Source organism: Parachryseolinea silvisoli (assembly GCF_021190955.1).
Lineage (GTDB): Bacteria > Bacteroidota > Bacteroidia > Cytophagales > Cyclobacteriaceae > Ohtaekwangia > Ohtaekwangia silvisoli.
Map to the genome: position 1 here is coordinate 97281 of NZ_JAIOAO010000002.1, position 19221 is coordinate 116501.

Sequence of the window (19221 nt, forward strand, 5' to 3'; positions counted from 1 at the left end):
CTTTAGTATTCAGGATTTTGGTCCAGGTTGGTGTTGATGGCACGGTCCACCAGCGGTATGGGGAAGAGGTTGAAGTGCTGGGGTGTGGCCGCGCCGGCCTTGACGTTGCCCTTCCAGTCCCACAGGTAGTCGTCGCCGGTGAAGACGCCGAAGCGGATCAGGTCGGTACGGCGTTGCGCTTCCCAGTGTAATTCGCGGCCGCGCTCGTCGAGTATGAACGGCAATGTCAGGTCGCCGTCGGCGATGTTGCCACTGTCGTCGCCATAGGCGCGGTGGCGCAGCAGGTTGATATACTGTACAGCGGTGGCACGGTCGCCGCCGGTGCCATCGCGCAGCACGGCTTCCGCATACATGAGGTATACATCGGCCAGGCGGAACAACGGGAAGTCGGTATCGACAAAGGTATCGTTCTTGCCACGTACGCCGGTGGACGTTACGTTGCGGAACTTGCGGCTGAGGTAGCCTTCGCGGAAGTTGGTGACGTTGGTGATGTCGAGCGTCTGGCCGTCGGTAAAGAACAAAGCACGACGATCGGTCTCGCCCGAAGGGTCGGCAAACTTGTGCACGAAGGTGTTGGTAAAACGGCTGCCTGCCCAGCCACCGGACGCGGCAATGCCGATGTCGTTGACAAGATCCAGATTACCGCCCGACGCGGCGTGTATGATAAACGTTACGCCTCCGTAATTGCGGCCGTTATCGCCGTCTTCGGCAATGGGAAAGATGATCTCCTCGCGAAGCCGGTCGTTGTCGGCCAGGAACAGTGCGCTGTAATCATCGACCAGCGAGAAGGCTCCCGAGCGGATGATCTCCTGGCAATACTTGATCGCCTGCGTGTAGTGGTCGGTACCGGCGTTATCCAGGTAGGCGCCGGCGTTGAGGTGCAACCTCGCCAGCAGCATCCACGCCGCAGCGCGGTCGGCACGGGCATATTCATTTGTTCCCGGCGCCGCCAGTTCCGGCAGGATGGCGGTGAGCTCCTGATCGATGTAGGCGAAGAGATCGGCCCGTTTGATTTGCCGTGGCAGGTAAGCGCCCGGCGCATCGTCCTCGGTTACAAAGGGCACGTTGCCCCAGAGGTCAAGGGCAAAGTAGTAGTAGAGCGCCCGCAGGAATTTAGCTTCGGCGATGTACTGTTTTACATCTTCGCGCAGGCCGGCTTCCAGCCCATCCACACGCGACGATGCCGCGCGGATATACTCGTTGCAATACGCAATGTTGATAAAGACACGCTGGTAAAGCAATTGCACGTAGAAGTTTTGCTCGGACCAGTTGTGTGCATGGTATTCGATCAGCGATGCATCGCCCCAGGCAGAAACACATTCATCGGTGGTGATTTCCTGAGCGCTCCAATACATGCGCATGAACGACGTGGTGCCTTCGTCGGGTGCCGACAGCTCGGGCTGCCCGTACTCACCACGCTGGCCCGTGAGGGTCATGGCGCCGTACAGTTTGGCGAGGAATTCTTTGTAGGACGCCGGATTTTTAAAGACCAGTGTGGCGGTCGACACGCGGGTGTTCAGGGGCTCGGTGTCCAGGTCGCCCACACAGGAGGCCAGCAGGACGGTGGTAAGCAGGGCTGCATAAGCCCGGAATATAGAGTGTTTCATAAGCGTGTGGTCTGGTGGTTAGAACTGGCAATTCAGGTTCAGGAAATAGGACCGGGTACGGGGAAAGAAGTTGTTATCCAATCCACCCGACACTTCGGGATCGAGGCCCGAGTAGTTGGTGATGACGAATGCGTTCTGCACCCCTACCCCGACGCGTATTTTGAGTCGTTCGCGGTACAGTTTCTCCCAGGTATAACCGAGGTTGATGTTGTCCATGCGAAAGAAGGAGGCGTTCTCGATGTAGAAGTCTGAGAAACGAGTTCTGAGACCTGTCGTAAACCGGGTCTTGTCCGCCTGGGTGCTGACGTTGGCCAGGAATTCCTGCGAATTAAACAGCGACTGGTATGTACTGTTAGCGGCGACGTTGTTATAGACATAGTTGCCCAGATTGGCGCGGCCCATGAAGGAGAAGTCCCAGTGTTTAATATTGAGCCGTGAGTTGATGCCCATGTACACAATGGGGTCGGGTTGTTTATAGCTGTACAGGTCGCTGGAGTTGACTGCGCCGTCACCGTTGCGGTCCACATAGACGTCTTCCACGGGATGGCCTTGCGCATCATATACTTGCTGGTATACATAGTAGGCCGAACGCGGATGGCTGACGCGGTGCGCCTGGATGGTACCCGAGGTAGTGGCGCCTACGCCACCCGTCGGCACAAAGTAGTCTGGGTCGTTGTTCAGCGTCAGCCTGGTTACTTCGTTTTTGTTATAGGTTATGTTGTAGCCCACGGTCCACTGCACGTCGTCGTTCGAGATGACGTCGGCATTTATGTTCAGCTCTACGCCGCGGTTTACGATGCTGCCGACGTTGCTGATGACACTGCCTGTAAAGTTCGTGCCCGCTGCCGGGGCGATGTAGGAGATCAGGTCGGTGGATTCCTTGCGGTATACATCCAACGAGCCGGTGATCTTGTTCTGCCACAGGCCGTAGTCAAAACCGGCGTTCCAGGTGGTCGCCGTCTCCCACTTGATCAACTGGTTATAACCGTCGGGGCGCAACGTATTGTAATACGTTGTGCCAAAGGGATAACGCGCGGCGTTGTCGCTGCGGGTATAGGTGGCAATGTACGGATAGTCGTTACCGACAATGTCTTGTTGACCGGTGACACCATATCCCAGGCGCAGTTTCAGGTCAGACACGGTTTGGCTGTTTTTCAGAAAGTTCTCCTGGTTGATCTTCCAGCCCAGGGCTATGGAAGGAAACAATCCCCAACGCACATCCTTGTCGAAGCGTGACGTTGCGTCGTTACGCAGGGTGGCGGTGACCATATACTTATCGTGAAAGGTATAGTTCGCACGGCCGAAGAAGGACAGCAGGTAATACTCCGTTTCGTAGACGTTGACACGGGTGGCGCCTTCTCCGGCGCGGGTCATCGTGGAATCGGCGCCTTCGCTATAGAAGTGTGCCCATGAATATCCCCCCATGACGTAGAGCTTGCCCGCGAGCGACGGCAGCTCTTTGCTGTAGTCTACATAAAAGTCTAGCAGTTGGTTTTTGGCGGTGGCTTCGTAGGGGTTCAGGCGGCCCTGGGCAACAGCGGGAAGGTATATCCATTGCGTGCTGTCGGCTACGTTGTTATGACCGGAGGTCTGTTGATAGTCGTAGCCCAGGTTGAGCGTGGCGCGCAGGCCTTTTACAAAGGGGATGCTGTATTCAAACTTGGCGCTGCCGATGCTGCGCTTGACGATCGATGTATTGTCTGTCAGGGCAAGGCGTGCCACGGGGTTGCCCGGCGCCAGGTCGATGCTGGCACCGTTGCGTGTCCAGGTGGTATACCCGCGCCAGCCGGGACTGTAAACCGGTTTCGTGGGATCGTAGGCAATGGCATCGCCGATGGCGCCCTGGTCGGCAAAGTTGTTGGTATTGTACATGCCCTTTACGTTGACGGCAATCTTGAGCGCGCCGTCAAGCAGGCTGGGATCGAGCGCAAGGGAGGCGGTGGTGCGCTCGAAGTTGTAGGTCTTTAATATACCATCGGTGTTGTTATACCCTACTGATACGCGATACGGCACTTTATAGGCGGTGCCCGATACCGTCAGGTTGTGGTCCTGCCCGACGGCGGCATCTTTATAGATCTCGTCCTGCCAGTTGGTGTTGGCGTCGCCAAGCAGGGAAAGCGCCAGCGGGTTGGAAGCGTAGTGCTCGCGCACCCGCGAACGAAATTCGTCGGCACTATATACGTCTACCTTGCGCGGCGCGGTGGCGATAGTAGCCGTGGCGTTATACGACACCGAAAATGCGCGGCCACCACGCTTGGTGGTAATGAGGATGACACCGTTGGAGGCCCGCAAGCCGTAGATGGCGGTGGCGGAGGCATCTTTCAGCACGGTGAACGTTTCAATATCGTTCGGGTTGATGGTGGACAGGATGTTGGGCGAGCCCCCCAGGTTGTTGTTGGTGATCGGCACACCGTCGATGACAATGAGCGGGTCGTTGCTGGCGCTGAGGGATGAGCCGCCGCGGATGCGGATGGTCGAGGTGTTACCCGGCGCACCGCTGTTGGAGGTGATGGCCACGCCGGCCACTTTACCCATGAGCAGCTCTTGCGGCGAGTTGACAACACCTTTGTTAAAGGCGCGCGCATCGACTACCGCCAGCGACCCCGTGGCGTCGGCTTTCTTGACGGTGCCGTAGCCTACCACGACCACTTCATTGAGGGTCGCTACGTCGGGGTCGAGGGTGATGGTGAGGTTGGTTTGGCCGGCGACGGCTACTTCGCTCGTGGCGTACCCCACGAACGTGATGACGAGCGTGGCTTCGTCGTGTACGGTGATACTGAACTTTCCCTGGGCATCGGTGACCGTGCCGTTGACGGTGCCTTTTTCCAATACGTTTGCTCCGGGTATGGTGGCGCCGTCGTCGGAAGCCGATACAATACCCGTGACGGTGCGGGTCTGCGCCCAGGCGTGGGAGGCCAGCAGGCAGAGCAACAGAAGCACGTTGCCTGTGAGCCGATAGATTCTGTTCATACGGTTTGGGTTAGATTGTTGTTTAGCGTTGCGCAAGCGTCGATCGAAGGGGTACGTTTCAAACGTTTGCGCGATAGAACAAAGAACGCGGCCCCGGGCGGGTCGCTTCAACTCTTCGTATCAAAATCTAGAAAAAAGATGCGCCGTTGGACGGGCAAATTATTGTTACACAACCGTTTGCAATAAGTTGATGCGGGAAAAAATCTTAATGTTTTAAAGGAATCCGGCGGGAATCAGTGTGAGTGTGAGAGCGAAGAAAAACAGTGTGAGTGTGTTCGCTACCGCTCACACTCACACTGTTTTATAGGGCCCTGATCGCCATGATCTGCTTGTCGAACTCCTCGTTGGGTAGGATGGACTTGTTGCGGAGGCGGGTTTTGTAGGTGTAGATTGTCGTGACGGAGTAATCGAGGATACGAGCGATCTTATCATGGTCGTGGATGCCCATGCGGATAAGTGCGAAGATTCGCAATTCGGTATTGAGTAACTGTCCCTCCTTTAATACGATGCGGTCTTCTCCTTTAAAGAGCGCGTTGAAGGCGGAAACGAAGTCGGGGAAAAGTTTCAGGAAGACTTTATCAAAATTGTGGTAGAGGTCTTCGCGCTCTTTTTTTACGTTGATGCTTTCGATCGTAAAACGCATGTCTTCCAGCTTTTTGGTCATGAGCTTTAGCTCCAGCGCTTTTTTTAGCGCATCCAGGCGCGTGATGTACTCGGCTGTGGTGGTGAAGTAATACCATACGTACTCTTCTTTGATCTTGTTGGCGTCGCGCAGCTGGTGGTTCGTTTCGGTCAGGACGTGGTTGGCATCGGAAATGGTCTTTTCCGCGGCCCGCAGTTTTTGAAATTGTTTATAGATGATGATGGCAAAGCCGATCGTGACGACCGACAGCAGGGTGATGATGGTGGAATAAAACATCAATATGCGGCGCCGGGATTCTACCAGGCTGAGTTGCTTGCCTTCGATGATGGGGAATACCGCGGCTACCTGCACCTTGCGGTGGCGCGCGCCATAGTAGTTGGCGTCTTCCATGGCAATCTTGACATATTTATAGGCGCCGTGTACATCGCCTTCTTTGTACAGCATATCTGCCAGGTTGAGCGTGGCGAGTGTTTCTTTTGTCGACGCACGAATGTCGGCAATGGCGGCGCGGATCAACATCTCTTTGGCCCTGACGGGCTCATTGCTATAGAAATAAATAAAGCTGAGCGTGCTGGCGGCCACGGCAAAGTCGGCGTCGGCGAGATTGTGTTGTGTTATAAGCGCTTCAAAGGCCTGGCGGGCTTCGGGCATTTCACGCAGGTGCAAATGTTTGAGTCCTTTCATGAGCCCATACAACGGCCGGTCCGGGCGTACAAGCGCCATGGCCGAGTCGATGTAGGCATTGCCTTGCCGCGTGTACCGCGCGCTGTAGAAGTTGTCGCGGTTGAAATCCGACAGGTCGTAGCTGGTGCGGGCGCGGAGAAAATAGTATGCGGCGCGCAGGCTGTCCGTGAGGCCGGATGGGTGCAACGTACGCAAGGTGTCAAGGGCTTCGTTGAACAGCCCGGAGGAAACTAATATAAAGCCCAGGTTAATTCGCGCGGCGGCGATCTTGTTCGGGTCGCGCAGGTAACGCGCCAGGTGTTGCAGCTTGCGGGCGTAGATGAATGCCGAGTCGTAGATGAAGGATTTATACTCTTCGTAGATGGCATGGTACACGGTGTACTGTCGCACAGAGTCTACTTTGCCGAGCTGCCGTTTATGACCTTCGATGCGGGCGAGCTTTTCCTTTAAAAAGACGTCGCGCTTTTCGATGGTGTTGTTAAGCTGTTGCAACAGGCTATCAATATCGGGCGCAGCGTTGGCACAGCCCAGGGACACAACGATACATAAGCCTGTCAGGAAAAACCGCATAAAGATTGGATAGAGTCTGGATCCACTGCGGTCCACCAACCGGTAAAACGAAGCAGTTTAGACAAGGTAGCAAGCTTTGCGCAAAGGGACAAGCGGCGAAGCCGGGTGCCTACCGGCCTAATTCACTCTTGTGGAGGTATGCGGTGCGTGGTGCAAAGGGTGATTTCTGTCGTGGGTGCTTTTGGCGTTGGATGATGGGTGATGTAGAAGAGGCCGTTAACGGTGGCGATATAGGTAAGGATGCAGACGGGGCATTTGGGAATCAGTAGAACGAATGGGAATAGTATGGCCAATGCTGTGCGACGTGCACTTTGTTTTGAGGGATTTGATTGGCGGCAGCAGTTCATGTGGAATCTTTGGACTTTACATGCTATACGCTGCCAGAAACAGCGTGAGTGTGGAGTGCGAGAGCGGATACAGGTATTCTGTTTTTTCCTCGCTCTCACACTGACACGCTGTTTCTAGTGGCAGCAGCTGTTTTGTACAGGCATGGCTTCGTATTTGTCGTGGTGGCGGACCCAGTCGGTGAGGTCTTTGTTCGGGCCGTTTTCGTTGCGGCCCAGGGGAGTCATGTCTAAGTAGGCGTAGGCACCGACGAGGGATTCGTCGCCACGGCCGTAGGACGAGTAGGTGTGGTATACGGTGCCTTGCTCGTCTTTATAGAACACGCTGGTGCCGGGGAGCTCTTCGCTTTCGAACGGTACCATTTTGTAGTTATAGTATACTTTGTCGTTTGTTCCGTGCTTGGGGAATGAGACGTGGAAGTCGAAGTTGAAGTCGTTTTCGTATGACGACACCCACTTGAATTTCCAGCCCATGCGTTTTTTGAAGGCTTCTATCTCGGGCAACGTGGCGCGTGACACCGACACGAAGCTGACGTCGTGGTGCATGAGGTGTTGGTTGGCGCTGTCGACATGGTCGGCTTTGAACGAACAGCCTACGCAGCCTTCCGGCCAGCCCGGCCCAAACATGAAGTGCTGAATGATCAGCTGGCTGCGGCCATCGAATAGCTGGCTAAGGGTTTCTTTACCGTGGGGACCCTGGAAGGTATATTCCTTATCGACTTTTACCCAGGGCAGGGCGCGGCGCTGGCGGGCGAGCTCGTCCTGGAGGCGCATCAGCTCTTTTTCTTTTTCGAGGTATTTCCGCCGGGCAGCAAGCCACTGCTCCTGGGATACGATCCGGGGCTCCGGCTCTGATTGGTGTATGTGCATGGCTTTTTTGTTTTCGTTACTTCAAATTTCGGCTTGAATCGAAGAAAATGGGGTGCGTATAAATGCCGAATTCACGGGGTTTTTGTGCCACGCGAAATCGTTTATCTTTGTTAGTGAAGTACCCGAATAACCCCCTACCACCCAAAACGCCATGAAGAAGATATCCTTGTTGGTTTACGAAGATGCTATTTTATCGTGTGTCACCGGGACGCTAGACATGCTTGTGCGCACCAATCGCATGCTAGAGTCTATGGGCAAGCCGCCGGCCTTTGAAGTGTCGCTGGTTTGCGAGAAGAAGGAAAACAATCCGCTGCTCATCACCGCGCCTGGTGTGCGCTGCAAAACGTTGAAAGAGGTCACGCATACAGACCTGATCATTGCCCCTGCTTTTAACGGCTTGCCCGATCCCATCCTGCAAAAGAACATAGCGCTGGTTCACTGGATCCAGGTCATGCACAACCGCGGTGTGGAAGTGGCCAGTCTCTGCTTCGGCAGCTATTTCCTCGCGGAGTCGGGCGTACTTGCCGGTAAATCGTGCACGTCGCACTGGATGGCGCTGGACGATATGCGCGAGCGCTACCCGGATGTGAAAATGCTTTCCGACATGGTGATCACCGACCAGGAAGGTATTTATACCAGCGGCGGCGCCTTCTCATCCCTCAACCTCGTGCTGTATATCATTGAAAAGTTTTGCGGCCGCGAAGTGGGCATTATGGTGAGCAAGATGTTCTCCATCGACATGGACCGCACCAGCCAGTCGCACTTCGCCGTGTTCCAGGGACAACGCAAACACGACGACGAAGATATACGCCGTGCGCAGATGTTCATCGAAGAGAACTACCACCGACAGATCTCGGTGGAAGAGATTGCCGAGCAATCGAACATGAGCAAGCGCAATTTTATACGCCGCTTTAAAAAGGCCACCCAGAATACACCGCTCGAGTACTTGCAGCGCGTGAAAATCGAGTCGGCCAAAAAAGCACTGGAGCGCAGCTCCCAGGACATCAGTTCGCTGATGTATGACGTTGGGTATAACGACGTGAAGACGTTCCGCATGATCTTTAAACGTATTACCGGCCTCACGCCGCAGGAGTATCAACGCAAATACAACCGGGCCGCTGTGCTGGCCCAGGCGGTATAATGTTGACTCTTATTCCGGGGACTGCGGATTGTTGTTCCGGTCGGGCAGCAGCAAGTGAAAGGTGGTTCCCTTGCCTACGTGCGACTCGACGTAGATCACGCCGCCGTGGTTGTTAACAATGCGGCGACAGAGTGCCAGGCCGATGCCCGAGCCAGGGTATATTTCGCGGCCATGCAGACGCTTGAAGACTTCAAAGATCTGTTCGGCGTATTTGTCCTCCAGGCCAATGCCATTGTCGGCTACGGTAATGTGGTAATAGTTGGCAAACAGCAGCGGGCTGGTGATGTAGGGTTGCAGCGACTGGTGATTGACGCGCTCACTGCGGATGTCGATTGTTGGGGTCGTACCGCTGCTGGTAAATTTTAATGCGTTGCTGATGAGGTTGTAGAACAGTTGGTTCATCTGCAGGTTTACCGCCTCGATGACGGGCAACGCCGCTACCCGTATGGCAGCTTGCTTTTCGGTAATGGTTAGCTCGAAGTCGGTTATAATGTCGGCTACAATTTTGTTCAAGTCTACGGGCACCATGCGCGACTCGGACTTGAGCAGGCGTGAAAAGTCGAGCAGCCCCTGAATGAGCAGCGACATACGCTCGGACGACTGCTCGATCTTCGCTACTACACGGTGACTCTCGGCAGAGAGGCCGGCATGTGTATTCAGCATGCTACTAAACATCCGGATCTTGCGCAGCGGCTCTTGCAGGTCGTGACTGGCAACATAGGCATATTGCTCCAGCTCGGTGTTGGAATGTACCAGGCTGCGGTTGGCTTCCTCCAATTCTTCGTTGGTAGAGGCCAGCTCTTCGTTGGTTGCTTGCAGCTCTTCGTTGCTGACGGCGAGCTCTTCCGTGCGTTGTTGTATTTGTTGCTGGAGGTCTGATTGTAATGCACGCAGCTCGGCTTCCGTACGCTCCTGGAGTTTTTTTGCCTGTGTCTGTTCGGTTACGTCGGTGGCTACATCGAGTATGGCATATACCTGTCCCGCGGTATCGAACAGGGGCTGGTAGGTAAAGTTAAAATAGAACGTGCGCAACATGCCGTCGACGACCAGGTTTGCTTGCGCTTCTTTGGAGTGATGCGCGACGCCGGTGGTATATACCTCGTCGAGCAGTTGTAAGAACGGTTGCCCTTCCAGCTCGGGCAACGCATCGCGCAGCCGTTTACCGACGATGGATTTCCCTTTACCCCAGAGGCGGATCATAGCATCATTGGAAAGATCGATGACCAGGTCACGGCCCACCAGGATGGCCATGGCCACCGGCGCGCCTTCGATCAATCCGCGAAAGCGGGCTTCGCTGATACGCAGCTCGTTGGACGCGGTCGCCAGCGCGTGTATGTCCATGCAGTAGCCTGCATGTCCTGCATACTCGGCGTCGTGATAATACGGGTTGCCTACTGCGCGGCACCAGACTACGTCGCCCTTGGCGTTGCGTAACCGGAAGAGTACATCGTACTGCGTTCGTGCGTCCACGGCTTTCTGAAAGGCCCTTATACTAGCGTCCCGGTCGTCAGGCAACAGCGCAGTCAGCCACCCATCGCCCAGCAACTCATTATAGGAGAGGCCGGTCCACTCTGTCAGGATCTTGTTTACATAGGTCAGCTTTCCCGCGGCGTCGGAAAGCCAGAGGCCGGTGGGCGCGCTGTTGGTTACATTGCGAAAGAGCTCTTCGTATTGCTGAGTGATGTGCGCGGTGACTTCGTGGTCTTGTATAAAGTGGGTAATATCTTGCACAGTTCCTTGCAAGTATTGTGGGGTGCCATCGGTGTCAAAGTATACTTTTACTCTGGATTGAATCCAGCGGATTTGTTCGTCGGGCAGCGGCACGCGGTAGCGCATTTCGTAACGCCCTTTGGGCATGGGGCGCAGCATGCGTTGGAGGGTCTCGTCGATGGCGTCGGCATCGTCGACATGAAGCAACGATAAAAAACGATCGTAGGGAATGGTGTCGCCATCATAGGCAAACAACACCTGGCAACGGGCATCCCATGAAAGCACACTGCGCGACAGGTCGAGCTCCCAGGTACCAATACCGGCCAAGGTAAGGGCTGCTTGCAAACGTTCTTGTCCGGTATGATCCAACGATGTATTACCGGCACGTATATCCTTCTCCATACTGACGGAGGCGGTATTTAAAAGCATGCCATGGCCCGGAATATGGTTCGTTAGCCCGGTGGATGCAAAGCTTTGCCGGCCGAATTACAGGTGTGTGGGTTGGTTGTGTGTATGGAAGAAATCACGGAGCACGGCGATGAGGTCGGGAATGTTGGGTTGCTTCCGGATAAAGGCTGTGACATGTGCGTCGCCCGCGCGGGCTTTATGGTCGGGGGGAATGGAAGTGGAATATATGGCGATGGGGATGTGGGCCAGGTGGGGAATTTTACGAATCTCCTGCAAGCACTCCCAGCCATTGAGTTGGGGCATGTTAATATCAATAAAGATATAGTCGGGTATAAAATTCTCGCGCTTAAGCTTTTTGACGGCGGTACGGCTGTCGTTGCCGTAAATAAGCTGTACTCCATTATTGAGCTCGGTCAACGCCATTTCGAAAATGTCCTGCTCATCGATGTCGTCGTCGATGAGGTAGCATATTTTATAGTCCATTACGCCCTTGGATCCATTACACCATGAAGCCGAAAGGTAGGGAATCGTCCACAGTCATTCAAGTGTTACCCCAAACCTAGCGGGCGGCGGGCAGACTTGGGGTTGGTGCGCTTTTTTACTGTCTCATTTTACTTATGAGCTACGATTTGATGGTATTCACAAAGGAGTCCGCGCCGAAGAGCCGGGCACAGTTCATGCAATGGTACGAAGAGCAGACTACGTGGGTGGAAAACCACGGCAACGTAGGATTGGCCCACGTATCACGTCCCCTTCGGGGTTGGCTATCCGAAATGGTAAAGGTTTTTCCGGCGGCGAACGGTCCGTTTGCGTACGCCATGTACAACAACCTGGCGGATTATAATATTGGTAAGGACATCATCTACGTCTCGTTTTCGGAAGCGGCCGCCAAAACCGCTTACACCACAGCCCTGGCACTGGCCGGTAAATACGAAGTCGGCTTTTTTGATGTCAGCACGGAGAATGCTGCCATTCTTTTTCCGGAAAACGGACGCCTGCTGGCACTCGGTGCCCGTAAGAAAGAGCCTGCGCCCCGCAAAGGCTGGCTGGGCGTCGGTTGGCTGAGTCCTGCCAGGACCCGCTAAGATTCTCTTTATTCTTTTATAAACTTCAGATTGGCGGCGCGTGGCGCGGATAATATAAATCCGTCCACGCGCCCCAGGCTGTTACGCTGAAAGTCGATCGTAATGTTTTCTTGCCCGTAGTATGGGAAAGAGATGCGCTCGTATTTTTTCCACAATACCACTTTCATTTTCGGATTGGTGCCCACCACAAACCACAGTGCCCCGCCTTCTATAAAGAACGAATAGGTGGCCTGTTGCTCGCGACTATAATATGTACCGGTAAACTCGCGCAGGGCTTCGCCCCCCACGACTGCCGAAGACGGTGTCATGCCGCCGCTGGCCTCATCGACTGCGTTGGCCGGCGCGGTTGTTGTCGGGCGTTCGCCAAATATATAGATGTCGGCTATGTCTTGTGTCAGTTTTTCCGGATCGATCGCATCGGTGTTGGTGAGGCAGATGATGGTGGTGCGTTTGGTGGGGAACCGAAGCATGTCGGCGCCGTAACCCAGAAACGTGCCGGGATGGGTATGGACGGGCAGCCCCCGGTAGTGACTGCGGATGATGCCTTTACCATAGGGCACCGCCGTACCATCGGTAAGCGCCCCGCGTTGCAGCAAGGCACGGCCCAGGCCTGCGGACAATGTGTCGTAGAAGATATGGTCCCACACGACCAGGTCGCTGAGCATGGTATAGAGTCCGCGGTCGCCCACGGTTTGCTTCCGGTCTCTGTACGGCAGGTAGCGCGCGCCGGGTTTTTTATAGCCTAGCGCCAGGGGCTTGTTGCGCAGCACGCGGGGCTCCTCGTCGAAGCCGCTGCCGGGCATGCCCAACGGGCCGAACACATGGCGGGCGGAATAGAGTGACAGCGTACTGCCCGTGACGCGCTCAAGTATTTCGGCCAGTAAGACATAATTCGAATGACTGTATACACACCGTTGGCCAGGTTCAAAGTCGAGTACCTCCTGGCGCAGGATGGTCTTCAGCACTTCCTTGTTGGTGAATGTTTCTTCCAGATTCTTGCCACTGATCCACATGAGCACGAGGTAGTCGCGAATGCCGGAAGTATGATATAACAAATGATTGATGGTAATGTTCTTTCCGTAGGCCGGGAATTCCGGGATATATTTCTGCAGACGGTCGTCGAGCGAGATTCTTTTCTGCTGTGCCAGGTGCACGATGGCCGCGGCGGTAAATTGCTTGCTGAGCGCAGGGGCTTTGTAGATACGCGTGGGGCCATTGGGTGCTTGCCTTTCCAGGTCGGCCATGCCGTAGCCTTTTTGAAATACCAGCTTGCCGTTTTGAATGATGCCCACCACGGCGCCCGGGCGATTGGTACCCATATGGTCCTTCAGCAACAGGTCGATGTGGGCTGCGAGAGAGTCTTGCGTTTGCACACACGCGGCGGCGCGTCCCCGGATTGTAGACGAAAGGGCGACAACAGTGGCGATGGCGAGGCGTAATGTGAGTATGGGGCTGTTGCGAGGCATGCGAAGGTTAAAAGCTTTTAGTAATATACTAAAAAAGCTTTTAAAAAGTATGCCCATCCCGCGTGGCGGGATGGGCATACTTTGTCTGGAGCCATCTTATTTTTTAATCGGACTCACCACTTTACCAGTGAGGTCTACATAACCCACTTCGTCAAGATCCTCGCTTGAACGCGCCACGGCTAAACCTTCTGAGAACGATTCGAGGGCAGCGAATTTCAAGGGGATACGAACGGCGCCTTTTTTGTCGATCATACCCCACAGTCCACCGTAGGCATTGGGCTCACCGGTCATTTCGTCGTAGTAGATTTCGCCGCCTTTGTTGCAACGAATGAGCTCCTGCCCAGTATAAGACTCGATCCAGCTATACTCGAAGCCGGTGATCATTACACCTTCATCATTGACGATCGCCCACTTGTCATTTTGGATGGCATAGAACATTCCACCCCGTTGGACTTTAACTTCGTTCAGGAGTGCACTCGAGATTAAAATTTTGCCGTGGCTGTTCATCACGGTGGATGTGCCCGCGGCATCGCCATGGGTGATGGCGCACAGGCCGTCGATAAACCCTTCGTAGCTGTAGGTTATCGATGGATTGGCCTCCACGCGTGTAGCGCCTTTGCGATCGATGACTAATTCAGGTGCGGCTTCTTCACGTTGTACAATGGCTACGTCGCCCTGGAAGTCGCGCACGGCCGCGTAGGCCGGCTCGATCACGTTGGTATTTGCCTTATCTATAAAACCCCAACGGCCATTGCTCATGACCGCCGCGAGGCCGCCCGCGAAGTTGCGTAAGCCTTCGTACTCGGCGGGGATGACCAACGTACCGGCCTCGTCTACCGCGCCCCATTTGTCACCGGACTGTACGACGACGAGCCCTTCGGTGAATGGCGTTTCGGCTGCCGGATCTTTATATACCACCCCGTCGTATTCGGGCTTCACCAGCCATTTGCCCGCGGTGCTCAATACGCCTGCCTTGTCGTTTTGTTGGGCGGTCGTGAAATGAGTGGTGTACCAGGTGGGTATAAACCCGGCTTCCATTTCTTCCAGGCTAATCGAGAAAGGACCTTCGTTTACCGCCTCACCGGCGGCATTGAGCAAGCTGTACTGGCCTTCTTGTCCGGCCAGGAAGTTATCGCCAAAGGGAATGAGGCGATCGTATTTTGTTTCGATCACCACGGCGCCGGCTTCGTTTATTAACCCCCACTTGCCACCTTCGCACGTATAGTATACCATTTCTTCACATTCGCCTTCACAGAGCGAGTAGTTCGCCGTGCCGCCGATGTTTACCAGTGCAGTACCTTTGTGATAGGGCATGATAAGCTCATAGGTAGCCGGCACGAGGTTCGTTCCTTTCCTATCAATCAGGCCCCACTTACCGCCGGTATATACATAGTTTTCTTCATGGAAAGTAGCACCCTGGTTTACGCGCGCGATTTTTCCTTCAAAGTCAGTGGCAAAGTCGTAGTCGTTGGGAACAGCCTTCACACCGTCCTGGTTCAGAAAGCTGAATTTGTTGTCCTCCGTGGAAACATAGGTATACTGACCGCCGTAATAGTATGGGCTTTCGTTGGCTGGCACGGCGTCCAGCTTGCGGCCGCTCTTGTCAATATAGATTAATTCGTTCTTCACTTCCACAATGGCCTTGCCTTTGGCTAAGGGCCAGGCCGTTGTAAACTGCGGCGGTACGACAAATTCTCCGCGCGTGTCGATGTAGCCGGCGGTGGCGCCCAGGTTGCGCAGGCGCAGCAGCGAGCCGATAAGCTCAATACTGCTATACTCGGCGGGCACGATATCTTTTTGTGTGGCCAGGGCGCGGGCGCCCATGCCTTTGCCTGACCGATACAGGACGATTCCCTTTTCAACACTCTGAACGTCGAGGTTGGGCTTCAGTGCCCAATTACCGGTCTTATCGATAACGCCGGTGCCCGCGGCGGTGGAGACGATGGCATATCCTTCTGCCGTGAAGTTGCTGACTGTCTTGAAACGGCCTTTGAATGCCGGCTTGCCGGTTTTATCAATGTATTGGTATGTGTTTTCGGCGACCTGCACAGCCGCCAACCCGTTGCTGAACGGCCGGCAATCGGGTGAAAAGTTTTCGTTTACCGGCACCACTTGTGAGTACACCCAGTTTCCTTTCTCGTCAATGTAGCCGTACTGGTTGCTTTTCCTGGCCGACGCAAATCCTTCGGAGTAAGGCGCCAGCTCGTCAAACGAGGGTTCTACTACCCACTGCTCTTCGAGGTTGACCATGCCCAGTTTACCTGTTTCGGAATCGGAGGCAGGTGCGAGCGGGCCGTCGTTAAAAGCGAAGACCGCTGTGGTTACGCGATCTTGCAGGATCAACTTACCGTCGTGTGCCATGAGATAACGCGGTGTAGCATCATACCCCGGGTCATCTTTTACCGTGGATACGCCGTCCTTAAACGATTCTACACTCGCGAAGGTCTGGTCAAAGACAACACCGGCCGGGTCGACAAACGTCCAGCCCCGGTTCAGGCTGTAGCCGTCGAAGGTGACATCGGCTACCGTGGTATCCGTCACATTCACACGCGCATAGCCGCCTTGAAAATCATCGGCGTAGGAGAAGGAGGGTTTGATGATTACTTCGCCATCGATATCAACATAACCGTATCGACCTTTGTCTTTGATACGGCCGCGGCCTTCGGCGAAGTCCCACGCATAATCGAAAGCAGGTGCCACAACGACCTTGCCACTGGCATCCATGTAACCCCAGCGGGACTTTTCTTTGATGGGGAAGAGCCGGGCGTCGGCATCGGGTGATGATTCGTTACACGCGCTGAGGAATACGGCCAGGCAGCAGAGTGCCAGAAGGGCGTAGAGGTTCTTTTGCATAGAGAATAATGAGAAAAAGTGACACTGAATACGGGCTGGTAGGGATAGGGTGACAACCAGACCTCAAAAATCTCATTTTTTCGCGGATGTCCTGTAGGTTGGGCCGGAAAATCACGGAACCGGCGGAGGTTTATGGTTTACGGCGTGACAACCGGCTATTCGGGCGTTGCGCCGGCCCCACAGGCGGACCCCGAAACCGGCCCGGGGGCGTGCTGCTTTTTCCACCCTAGAACCGATTTATATAACTGTGTCAACGCCACTACGAGCAGGGTGATGCTCATGGTCCAGTTCAGCAGACCCTGGTACCTACCCAATACACCCGTTGCGTAATGGCCGGCCAGACCATATACCACAAAAGCCAGCGCCGTGCCGATACCAATAGAAACAACGAAGGTCGTATAGGAAGAACGATTATCATGCAAGATCGATTTAGCTCTCAGCACGGCTGTCCATCCCATCCAAAAGGGCAGGTGAAGAGGATTGGCAATACTTATCAGTAGCCCGACAATAACAGGATGAGGGCTGATAACCGAAAGATCAACCCCACCCGGTTGCATTGTCTTTACCGAGGCAAGTGTCGTCCATGTTATTATTGCCAGTAACAATAAACACATAAACAGGACGAACGGCTTATAAAATCGCTTTAACCTTTCTATCTTCTCCAGCGCAATAAGCCAAATCCCGACGATAACCATTTCTACGGCTATGGCCGCCATAGCGAAATAGAGCGCACCAATCTGATTGTGATGGGACATATAGTTAACCACGCTCAGGTTCAGCGTACCTGGAGGTAGTGACCCAACAAAACTGATGGATAACGTCCAGAACACCAGCGTGACCCTTTCACTCATACTTTTGCCATTTGTCTTAAATGCCTGTAGTGGCCTTTAATCATTTTGACGCCATCGGTGGTTTTCATTAGAAAAAGTCTCTTTCTCTGCACATTTAACATACTGATCGTGTATAACAGGCGCCAATGCTTATAGATTTCTCTCCAGGCATAAAATATAGAATTCGCGGGATCATACATGTGGGTCGGCTCGCTCCCTGCGCCGTTCAGTTCGATAATGGAGATTTTCTCTCCTTTCAACATTTCCTGCCAGCTATTGAATTTTATATCCAATCGACCATAATAGAAACCCGGGATTTGACGGCACAGGGTATCGATAGTCTGGGTGAGCTCTTCCGTTATCTTATAACGCAGGTCTATGAATTTTGCGCCCCGGCTGTGGTTGCCATAGGGAACTAAAACATAGGATACAGCCTTGGACAGTATTACATCGAGAAGGTCACCGTGCGTATGTTTAAGGGCAGACAGCTGTAGCAAGGAACGATCATTTCGCTTCAGTAACGATAAGATGCTCGATCTGCCATCTCCGGTAACAGTCAGAAACTCTTTGCCTACAATACCGGAGATATGGCCTCTTTCTTCGCCAGGAATACGATAATAGAAGATCCCTACTTCATGCTCATACGGTATATACTCTTGTAAAAGAAAATCCACCTGACTGGTGCGACTGTATGCGGCTAATTCTTGTTCAGATTTTAATAATTTTACCTGGATGCCCTTTTGCCCCATGTCCGGCTTTGCCATTATTGGAAACGTCAATCCTTTGATTTTCAATTCTTCCATAAGACTTGAGACTGGTTCGCCGGGTAAACAGAGTATTGTCCGGGGATAGTATTGCTGCGGAATTAATTTATAAATGTCACTTTTCTTTTCCTGAACAAACCCGGCATTTTGTATACCTGGATTAGCAGCACTGAAGAAGAAAAAGGACCGCGCCTTCATGCTCAGCCAGCACCAGTATATGTATAAAGGGCCATACACCAGGCACGCAGGCCAGTACTCCCAGTTTGTCATCTTAATTTTAACTTTCTTTAGAAACCAGTACAATTTCTGAAAAAGAGTTTCCCGGGTGCCTGTCGTTACTGTGCGCATACGCTCCTGTATTTTAGCGTTGAAATTGCCACTCCAAAATTTTCGGGCAATTCTATCGCTGTCATTACGTTCACACCAATCCTTAAAATTGCCATGTGATGGATGGTATGCTCAAGATTATACACCAGCTCTCGCTGATAATTTGTAGGCACTTCGTAGAAATTATTGTCTTCGCTACTAAAATCGGCCACCAGTTTTAACGATCTGTTTTCCTTTGCAACGGAGGCGGCAATCGCCACTAATTCGCCTATGGCAAATTTGCGTTGTGTCTCTATCGTGTAGTTTCTCGTCCTGGCGTCGTAGTTAACGATGCCGGTTTCATATCCTTTTTCCAGCTCCTGAAAAAACTCAATAATATGCCTGGTGTGCTGGCCAATAGAAGCGTTGGACAATACTGCAACTTTTCTGCAATATTGTTCATCGGTGAGGCTTTCCAGCAGCTCTTTTAATTGGTAAAGCAGCCTGATTGTCGGTTGGACGATCTGATCATTCATGGCGTTTGTACTTCGTTCCGTAAAATAAATAAAAGATCTGCATTCTATGAATAACTGCTAACGTCAGGCAACTGATGAATACCAATACTGCATATATGAATAACTGACCTGAATCATCCTGCACTACTATTCCCAGGCGGGTAAGATGGAAAAACAACGCTCCGCCCATTAAACCCAACCCCAATACCGACCCGTATGCGGTTGTATGCGGAATCAGTATAAGCAACGATGCGACCAATTCCAACACTCCAATTCCAATCCTTCCCCAAGGCTCCATACCCAGTACAGAAAATATATATACAGATTCAGGCGCCGCCGTAAATTTGAAGAACAATGTTTGCAGCATGATTCCAGCTGCTATCAGCCTGAAGATCCAAGCCACAATAATGCTTTGCTTGTTTATCATACGTATTGTCTTATTGCTCTGTGCGCCA

The 19221-nt window shown here is 53.4% G+C and carries 14 protein-coding genes; 2 read left to right on the forward strand and 12 right to left on the reverse strand.

All coding sequences use genetic code 11. The annotated features are described in order from the left end of the window. Positions 1-2: 2 nt before the first annotated feature. The 4 genes from K7P01_RS10145 to K7P01_RS10160 all read right to left on the reverse strand — a co-directional run bounded on the left by K7P01_RS10145 (position 3) and on the right by K7P01_RS10160 (position 7688). Positions 3-1607 (reverse strand): RagB/SusD family nutrient uptake outer membrane protein, encoded by a 1605-nt coding sequence (locus K7P01_RS10145; RefSeq protein ID WP_267292538.1) that lies wholly within the window; start codon positions 1605-1607, stop codon positions 3-5. 18 nt (positions 1608-1625) lie between these two features. Beyond that, a complete protein-coding gene (locus tag K7P01_RS10150; RefSeq protein ID WP_267292540.1) occupies positions 1626-4577 on the reverse strand; it encodes a SusC/RagA family TonB-linked outer membrane protein in 2952 nt (983 codons plus the stop codon). A gap of 301 nt (positions 4578-4878) precedes the next feature. Beyond that, the gene (locus tag K7P01_RS10155; RefSeq protein ID WP_267292542.1) at positions 4879-6474 is read right to left on the reverse strand and encodes a DUF6377 domain-containing protein; all 1596 of its coding nucleotides are present in this window, start codon (positions 6472-6474) and stop codon (positions 4879-4881) included. Positions 6475-6935: 461 nt separating this feature from the next. Next, positions 6936-7688 carry a DUF899 domain-containing protein gene (locus tag K7P01_RS10160; protein ID WP_267292544.1) on the reverse strand — a complete coding sequence of 251 codons (753 nt, stop codon included), beginning with the start codon at positions 7686-7688 and terminating at the stop codon, positions 6936-6938. 151 nt (positions 7689-7839) lie between these two features. Between K7P01_RS10160 and K7P01_RS10165 the strand changes: the two genes are divergently transcribed. After that, positions 7840-8829 (forward strand): GlxA family transcriptional regulator, encoded by a 990-nt coding sequence (locus K7P01_RS10165; RefSeq protein WP_267292546.1) that lies wholly within the window; start codon positions 7840-7842, stop codon positions 8827-8829. Between the two features lie 9 nt (positions 8830-8838). On the opposite strand, the gene K7P01_RS10170 is transcribed toward K7P01_RS10165, so the two are convergent. Next, a complete protein-coding gene (locus tag K7P01_RS10170) occupies positions 8839-10941 on the reverse strand; it encodes a PAS domain-containing sensor histidine kinase (protein ID WP_267292548.1) in 2103 nt (700 codons plus the stop codon). An 84-nt stretch (positions 10942-11025) separates the two neighbouring features. Then, positions 11026-11430 carry a response regulator gene (locus K7P01_RS10175; protein WP_267292575.1) on the reverse strand — a complete coding sequence of 135 codons (405 nt, stop codon included), beginning with the start codon at positions 11428-11430 and terminating at the stop codon, positions 11026-11028. Positions 11431-11564: 134 nt separating this feature from the next. On the opposite strand from K7P01_RS10175, the gene K7P01_RS10180 reads away from it, so the two are divergent. Continuing rightward, positions 11565-12032 carry a hypothetical protein gene (locus tag K7P01_RS10180; protein WP_267292577.1) on the forward strand — a complete coding sequence of 156 codons (468 nt, stop codon included), beginning with the start codon at positions 11565-11567 and terminating at the stop codon, positions 12030-12032. Positions 12033-12040: 8 nt separating this feature from the next. Here the strand turns inward: K7P01_RS10180 and K7P01_RS10185 are convergent, their stop codons facing one another. The 6 genes from K7P01_RS10185 to K7P01_RS10210 form a co-directional block, all read right to left on the reverse strand. Further along, positions 12041-13498, reverse strand: a complete 1458-nt coding sequence (locus K7P01_RS10185; RefSeq protein ID WP_267292579.1) for a serine hydrolase domain-containing protein — start codon at positions 13496-13498, stop codon at positions 12041-12043. 96 nt (positions 13499-13594) lie between these two features. Beyond that, positions 13595-16351: a WG repeat-containing protein gene (locus K7P01_RS10190; RefSeq protein WP_267292581.1), complete on the reverse strand. Its 2757-nt coding sequence runs from the start codon at positions 16349-16351 to the stop codon at positions 13595-13597. 155 nt (positions 16352-16506) lie between these two features. Beyond that, positions 16507-17202 carry a hypothetical protein gene (locus tag K7P01_RS10195; protein WP_267292583.1) on the reverse strand — a complete coding sequence of 232 codons (696 nt, stop codon included), beginning with the start codon at positions 17200-17202 and terminating at the stop codon, positions 16507-16509. Further along, entirely contained in the window at positions 17199-18293 is a 1095-nt protein-coding gene (locus K7P01_RS10200) for an ATP-grasp domain-containing protein (protein ID WP_267292585.1), read from the reverse strand. Before K7P01_RS10200 ends, K7P01_RS10195 begins: the two co-directional genes overlap by 4 nt. Next, positions 18281-18787, reverse strand: a complete 507-nt coding sequence (locus K7P01_RS10205) for a DinB family protein (protein WP_267292587.1) — start codon at positions 18785-18787, stop codon at positions 18281-18283. The genes K7P01_RS10200 and K7P01_RS10205 overlap by 13 nt, the downstream gene beginning before the upstream one ends. After that, positions 18780-19193, reverse strand: coding sequence for a DoxX family protein (locus K7P01_RS10210; protein ID WP_267292589.1), 414 nt, complete (start codon positions 19191-19193; stop codon positions 18780-18782). Before K7P01_RS10210 ends, K7P01_RS10205 begins: the two co-directional genes overlap by 8 nt. Positions 19194-19221: the final 28 nt, after the last annotated feature.